This window comes from Streptomyces sp. NPDC002055, from assembly GCF_040296705.1.
Lineage (GTDB): Bacteria > Actinomycetota > Actinomycetes > Streptomycetales > Streptomycetaceae > Streptomyces.
The window spans coordinates 123150-129581 of record NZ_JBEOXS010000019.1; the positions used below are offsets into that span (position 1 = coordinate 123150).

The 6432-nt window shown below is 73.4% G+C and carries 8 protein-coding genes; 4 read left to right on the forward strand and 4 right to left on the reverse strand.

The features are described 5' to 3' along the window. Positions 1 to 30: 30 nt before the first annotated feature. From ABT112_RS14720 to ABT112_RS14730, 3 genes are all read left to right on the forward strand, one after another. A complete protein-coding gene (locus ABT112_RS14720; RefSeq protein ID WP_351509358.1) occupies positions 31 to 1041 on the forward strand; it encodes an ArsR/SmtB family transcription factor in 1011 nt (336 codons plus the stop codon). A gap of 197 nt (positions 1042 to 1238) precedes the next feature. After that, complete coding sequence (locus ABT112_RS14725) at positions 1239 to 2684, forward strand: glyceraldehyde-3-phosphate dehydrogenase (RefSeq protein WP_351509359.1); 1446 nt, start codon at positions 1239 to 1241, stop codon at positions 2682 to 2684. 391 nt (positions 2685 to 3075) lie between these two features. After that, a complete protein-coding gene (locus ABT112_RS14730; protein WP_351509361.1) occupies positions 3076 to 3684 on the forward strand; it encodes a GOLPH3/VPS74 family protein in 609 nt (202 codons plus the stop codon). A 13-nt stretch (positions 3685 to 3697) separates the two neighbouring features. On the opposite strand, the gene ABT112_RS14735 is transcribed toward ABT112_RS14730, so the two are convergent. Further along, a complete protein-coding gene (locus ABT112_RS14735; RefSeq protein ID WP_351509363.1) occupies positions 3698 to 4006 on the reverse strand; it encodes an AzlD domain-containing protein in 309 nt (102 codons plus the stop codon). 78 nt (positions 4007 to 4084) lie between these two features. Then, complete coding sequence (locus tag ABT112_RS14740) at positions 4085 to 4795, reverse strand: AzlC family ABC transporter permease (RefSeq protein ID WP_351509365.1); 711 nt, start codon at positions 4793 to 4795, stop codon at positions 4085 to 4087. Positions 4796 to 4844: 49 nt separating this feature from the next. Here ABT112_RS14740 and ABT112_RS14745 point away from each other — a divergent pair, with 49 nt between their 5' ends. Next, positions 4845 to 5408, forward strand: a complete 564-nt coding sequence (locus ABT112_RS14745; RefSeq protein ID WP_351509367.1) for a helix-turn-helix domain-containing protein — start codon at positions 4845 to 4847, stop codon at positions 5406 to 5408. 33 nt (positions 5409 to 5441) lie between these two features. On the opposite strand, the gene ABT112_RS14750 is transcribed toward ABT112_RS14745, so the two are convergent. After that, complete coding sequence (locus ABT112_RS14750; RefSeq protein WP_351509370.1) at positions 5442 to 5750, reverse strand: DUF4326 domain-containing protein; 309 nt, start codon at positions 5748 to 5750, stop codon at positions 5442 to 5444. Between the two features lie 120 nt (positions 5751 to 5870). Next, positions 5871 to 6432 (reverse strand): aminotransferase-like domain-containing protein (locus tag ABT112_RS14755; protein WP_502975339.1); only part of this gene is annotated, 562 nt, incomplete at its 5' end.

The window sequence follows — 6432 nt, forward strand, 5'->3', positions numbered from 1 at the left end:
CCGCTTCACCATTGTTTTACCCTGAGCTGAATGATCGAGATCGAACTCGGCATGGAGGACGTGGCCCGCACCCGCTTCGCGATCTCCCCGCTGTGGGAGGTGGTGGCCAGCGTCCGGGTACTCAAGGGCGTGGACGAACACGGCCTGCACCGCACCTGGGCCGACCGGGTGCGGCAGCGGCTGGCGGCGGCGGGCCTCGACCCGAGTCCGCTGTTCGACCTCGTACCGACGCGGACGCACTCGGCCCGGACCGGGCGCATCCCGGGGTTCGTCTGCCCGCCGCCCACCACTCCGCTGCCCTCGCTGGACATGGAGCTGGCCACGGTCCGGGCCACCCCGCCGGCGCTGCTGCACACGACGGCCGAGGTGCCGCCCGCGCGGATGGCGGCGCTGCACGCCGACCCGGCAGCGGAGCTCGGGCGGCTGGCCGACACGATCGAGGCGTACTGGGAGCTGGCCCTGGCGCCGTACTGGTCGCGGATCCTGACCCTGCTGGAGGGCGACATCCGCTACCGCGCCGGCCGCCTGGTCGAAGGCGGCGCCCAGCACCTGTTCGCGGACCTCGACCCACAGGTCACCTGGGTTGGAGGCACCCTGCAGGTGGCGCACCGCGCCGCGTGCGGAGCCCGTCGGCCGGCCGGCCGGGGGCTGCTGCTGGTCCCCTCCGCCTTCGTGTGGCCGCGGGTGTTCTCCGTGTTCACCGAGCCGTGGCTGCCCTCGCTGCGCTACCCGCCGCGCGCCGTCGGCACCCTCTGGGACGCGCGGCCCGCGACCGTCTCCGCCGCCCTGGCCGGGGTGCTGGGCCGGTCCCGCGCGACCCTGCTGACCGAGCTGAGCGCCCCCGCCTCGACCACCGGCCTCGCGCGCCGCACCGGGCTGACTCCCGGCGGCGTCTCCCAGCACCTGACGGCCCTCCGCACGGCCGGCCTGGTCAGCGCCCACCGTGCGGGCAGAGAGGTGCTGTACGCACGCACCCGGGCCGGAGAGATCGTCGTGGAGGCCGCAGGCGCAGGATCGCCACCGACTGCCACCCCCGTCTGAGACCGGCGCTCACGTGTGCCATCAGGCCCCGCCGGCTCACCACGGTGCCCAGCCGCGCCGCACCGGCCCCGATCACGGCATCCGACCCGCCCCCACCTGCGCCCCGTCCCCACGGCACCCGCCCCGCGGCACCGCGTGAAGGCTCCGGAAGGCGGGGCGCTAGCATATGAGCACCGCCTAGCTCGAAAGATACGCCTGTGACTGTCAACGAGGACTCGTTCACCAACTGGAAAAACCGCGAGGAGATCGCGGAGTCGATGATCCCGATCATCGGGAAGCTGCACCGGGAACGGGACATCACGGTCCTGCTCCACAGCCGCTCCTTGGTGAACAAGTCGGTGGTCAGCATCCTCAAGACCCACCGATTCGCACGTCAGATAGCCGGCGTGGAACTCTCGGTCACCGACACCCTGCCGTTCCTCCAGGCGCTGACCGCGCTCGATCTCGGCCCGTCCCAGATCGACCTCGGCCTGCTCGCCGAGACCTACCGGGCCGACGACCGCGGTCTGACGGTGGAGGAGTTCACCGCCGAGGCCGTCGCCGGTGCCACGGGCGCCAACAAGATCGAGCGCCGCGAGCCGCGCGATGTCGTCCTCTACGGCTTCGGCCGCATCGGCCGCCTCGTCGCCCGCCTCCTCATCGAGAAGGCCGGCTCCGGCAACGGCCTGCGGCTGCGCGCCATCGTCGTCCGCGGGGGCGGCGAGCAGGACATCGTCAAGCGCGCCTCGCTGCTGCGCCGCGACTCCATCCACGGCCAGTTCCAGGGCACGATCACCGTTGACGAGGCGAACAGCACGATCGTCGCCAACGGCAACGAGATCAAGGTGATCTACGCCAACGACCCGTCCGAGGTCGACTACACGGCGTACGGCATCAACAACGCCATCCTCATCGACAACACGGGCAAGTGGCGCGACCGCGCCGGCCTGTCGACGCACCTGCGCCCCGGGATCGACAAGGTCGTCCTGACCGCCCCGGGCAAGGGCGACGTCCCGAACATCGTGCACGGCGTCAACCACGACACGATCAAGCCGGACGAGCAGATCCTGTCCTGCGCCTCCTGCACCACCAACGCGATCGTCCCGCCGCTGAAGGCGATGGCGGACGAGTACGGCGTGCTGCGCGGCCACGTGGAGACCGTCCACTCGTTCACCAACGACCAGAACCTGCTGGACAATTACCACAAGGCCGACCGTCGCGGCCGGTCCGCGCCGCTCAACATGGTCATCACCGAGACCGGCGCCGCCTCCGCCGTCGCCAAGGCGCTGCCCGACCTCGACGCGCCGATCACCGGCAGCTCGATCCGGGTCCCGGTGCCGGACGTCTCGATCGCGATCCTCAGCCTGCGGCTCGGGCGCGAGACCACCCGCCAGGAGGTCCTCGACCACCTGCGCGACGTCTCGCTGACCTCGCCGCTGAAGCGCCAGATCGACTTCACCACGGCCCCCGACGCGGTCTCCAGCGACTTCATCGGCTCGCGCCACGCCTCGATCGTCGACGCCGGCGCCACCAAGGTCGACGGCGACAACGCGATCCTCTACCTCTGGTACGACAACGAGTTCGGCTACTCGTGCCAGGTCATCCGCGTGGTTCAGCACGTGTCCGGTGTGGAGTACCCGACCTTCCCCGTCCCGGAGGTCTGATCGGGCACCCGCTCTCCACCGCCGCGGACGAAGCGGCGGATGAAGCGGCGGACGAGCAGCCAACTGTTGTACCTGCCAGGGCCGCAGCCGGAACATCCCGGCTGCGGCCCCGGCCTTTCCACGGGCGCCGACGGCTGCCGGACCGCTCCCCCTGCCGACCGCGACGAACGGGCCCGGGCACGGAGCCGCCCTCGTGAGGAGCGGCGCGGCGCACCCCGGAACGGTCGGGCCGGGCGCGCGGGCGGACGCCGGCCCACGTGCGGTATGGCAGGTGTCACCCGTGCTCCGTAGGCTCGGAGAAGCGGCAGGGGGGCTCGGTGACGGGTGCCCCCGGGTGCCGGACCGCAGGCGGCGACGCGCCGCCACCACCGCCTCCGACGGGGAGTCATCGATGACCACACCGCGCGACCTCTCGATCGCCGCCATGGACGAGGCGCCCCGCCGCCCCGTGGAACAGGGCGACCTGTCGCTGGCGCTCGCGGGAGCCGAGGTGATCGACCTGCTCGGGGCGGGGGCCGTCACCCTGGACGACGACCGCATCGTGCCGGGCGGCCACCGGCCGGCGCTGGCCGACCGTCTGCTGGACGAGGCGGCGCAGTCGCTCGTCCGGGAGGCGCCGTACGAGTCGGTCGACGACTGGCTGTGGCGCCGGGGGCACGGTCTGCATGCCGCCTATGTGGCCGCCCTGGAGGCGGACGGGCAGCTCACCCGGGAGCGCCGCCGCGGGCTGTCGTTCCGGGCCGGCCGGACGCTGCCGGCCGACACCCCCGAGCACCGGCAGGCGACGGAGCGCTGGACCTCCGACGAGCCCGTCCTCGCCGCCCTCGGGGCAGCGGTCGGAATCCGCGACGAGCCGGCCGAGGACTCCCTGAGCACGGCCGACGAGGCGGTGGTGACGGTGGTGGCCTCCGTCCACGACGCGCTGCGGGAGCTGGAGGCGGTACGGCAGCGGCGGGCCATCGAGAACGCGGCGTTCGACAACGTCTGGCGCGGCCCGTGACGTGAACGGCCCCTCAGGACACGCCGGACCAGCGGAGCACCGCGGTGGTGGCCGCCGCCGCGATCACGGCGACCAGGAAGGGCGCCCGCCGCAGCGCGAGCGCGCCGCCCACCAGGACTCCGGCCGGCCTGGCCCATCCGGCGAGGCTCTGTCCGTCGGCGACGGCCGAGGTCGCTACGAGGGCGAAGAGCAGCACGGTGGCGGACACCGTCAGCATCCGCCGGGCCCGTTCGGACGGTTCGAACCGGCCGTGCGACAGCGGTCCGGCCATGCGGAGCGCGTATGTTCCGACGGCCAGCACCAGGACAGCCCATGGCGTCATGCCCGGCTCACCCCCTTCGACCCGTCTCCCGTGGCGGACCCGTCTCCCGTGCCGGACTCGTCACCCGTGGCGGACTCGTCACCCGTGCCGGACTCGCCCCCCCGTGCCGGAACGGACGAGCACCACCAGGCCCGTCAGCGCCAGCAGCACCGGCACCCCCGGTGGCAGGAAGGGCGTACCGGCCAGGGCCACCACCGCACCGACCAGCGCCGCGCCACGGGCCACCGGATCGCGCAGCGCCGGGAGCACCAGCGCCAGCAGGACCACGGGCGAGGCGGCGTCCAGACCGAGGGCGGCCGGGTCGCCGACCACGCCGCCGGCCAGCACACCCAGCACGGTGCCGAGGTTCCAGACCAGGAACATCAGGATTCCGCAGGTGAGGTAGACGGCCCTGCGGCGTGCCGGGTCGCGCTCCGCCATGACGAAGGCCACGGATTCGTCGATCAGCAGATGGGAGGCGGACCACCGCCCGAGTCGGCGCAGGTCCAGCACATCGGCGACGGCGAATCCGTACGGCAGGAGGCGGGCGTTGAGCACCAGCCCCATGACCACGGCGGCCACCGCTCCCCCGCCGCCCAGCACCACACCGAGCGCCGCGAACTGGGCGCCACCGGCGAACACCGCCAGGGACATGACCACCGGGACCCAGGGCGGCTCACCGCCGGAGACGGCGAGCGCGCCGAAGGACACCCCGACCACTCCGTCGGCCAGGCACACCAGCCCGATGTCTCGCAGGAGCGGGGGTTCGAGTATTCGCCAGAACGAACGCATGGCCGATATGGTGAACACCTGGCAGAGTGTTCGTCAAGCCGAACGAAGCGACCGATGGAGCGAACAGATGGTGGAGCAGGCCCCCCGCCCCCCGCTGGACAGGATCGCGGCGGCGATCCGCCGGGAGCGCGGGCGCACCGGACTGTCCCTGTCCGAGCTGGCCAAACGGGCCGGTATCGCCAAGTCCACGCTCTCCCACCTGGAGTCCGGCACCGGCAACCCCAGCGTGGAGACGCTGTGGGCGCTGAGCGTCACCCTGGACGTGCCGTTCAGCCGGCTCGTCGATCCGCCGCGCCCGCGGGTGACGGTGCTGCGCCGCGGTGACGGCGTCGCCGTACCGTCCGAGCAGTCCGACTACGTGGCGACGCTGCTGTCGTCCTGCCCGCCGAACGCGCGCCGCGATCTGTACCTGGTGCACGTGGAGCCCGGCGTTCCGCGCAGCTCGGACCCGCACATGCCGGGCACGATGGAGCACGCGGTCATCTGCTCCGGGCGAGCGCTCATCGGCCCCGACGACGATCCCGTCGAGCTGGGGCCGGGCGACTACATGGCCTACCCCGGCGATGTGCCGCACCTCTGCCGGGCCCTCGAACCCGGCACCTCCCTGCTGCTCGCGATGGAGCACAGCTGACAGCACCGCTGATCATCGGATCACCGCGGTGCGTCACTCCGCGTCGGCGAGTTCCGCGATGACCTGGGCGTGGCAGGGCAGCGGGACGCACCAGCACCCCAGCCTGCGGCCCCGGAGGTCCGGGAGCAGGGCGAGGAGATCGGGGCGGTCCAGGAGGTAGGCCCGGTACTGCTCGAGGACCTCCTCCCGGGTGCCGTCCCGCCCCGGACGGAACGGGCTCGCCAGCGGTGACCCCTCCAGGTGCCAGCCACCACGGTGCATCGCGCGGCCGACGTACACCACGTCCGCGTAGTCGGGGTCGCCCCGGTGGCCCTTGAGATTGACGACGGTGGTCCTGCGCATACCCCTATCCTCCGGCCTCGGCCCACCGCGGGGCGAGCGGCACAGGCCGGCATCCGCGCCCGGTGCCGGGCTCGCGCCACCGGCCCGGCTCCGTACCGCCGGCGCGAGAGGCGTCCGGTGTCAGACCGCCGCCTCCGCGCACGCCGTACGGAGCCGGGTCACCCCTTCGGCGATCTCGGCCGGGCCGGCGACCCCGGCGAAGCTCAGCCGCAGCCGGGGCGCCGGCGCCTCCGCGGCGTAGTACGGCCTGCCCGGCGCCACGGCGACCCCGGCGCGCAGCGCGGCGCCGGTGACCGCGCCCTCCTCCGTGCCGTCGGGCAGCCGCAGCCACAGGTGGTAGCCGCCGGAGGGGACGTGGTCCACGGTGAGGCCCGGCAGTTGGCCACGGAGCTCGGCGGCCATCACGTCCCGCCGGGAGCGGAGCTCGGCGGCGACGGTCCGCAGATGACGGCTCCAGGACGGGGCGCCGACGAGCTCCAGGGCCGCCTCCTGGAGCGGCCGGGGGACGAAGAAGCTGTCGACGACCTGGATCGCCCGCAGCCGGGACTGCACGGGTCCCCGCGCGGCGAGCGCGCCGACGCGCAGGCTGGGTGAGGCCACCTTGGTCAGCGACCGGAGGTGCACCACGACGCCGTCCGGGTCCTCCGCGGCGAGTGGGGGCGGCAGCGGTCCGGCGTCCTCG

What these genes read in the sequence shown, in the direction of transcription:
- ABT112_RS14720 (WP_351509358.1), top strand. Translation starts at nt 31, where the DNA reads ATGATCGAGATCGAACTCGGCATGGAGGACGTGGCCCGCACCCGCTTC.
- ABT112_RS14730 (WP_351509361.1), top strand. Translation starts at nt 3,076, where the DNA reads ATGACCACACCGCGCGACCTCTCGATCGCCGCCATGGACGAGGCGCCC.
- ABT112_RS14735 (WP_351509363.1), bottom strand. Translation starts at nt 4,006, where the DNA reads ATGACGCCATGGGCTGTCCTGGTGCTGGCCGTCGGAACATACGCGCTC.
- ABT112_RS14745 (WP_351509367.1), top strand. Translation starts at nt 4,845, where the DNA reads ATGGTGGAGCAGGCCCCCCGCCCCCCGCTGGACAGGATCGCGGCGGCG.
- ABT112_RS14750 (WP_351509370.1), bottom strand. Translation starts at nt 5,750, where the DNA reads ATGCGCAGGACCACCGTCGTCAATCTCAAGGGCCACCGGGGCGACCCC.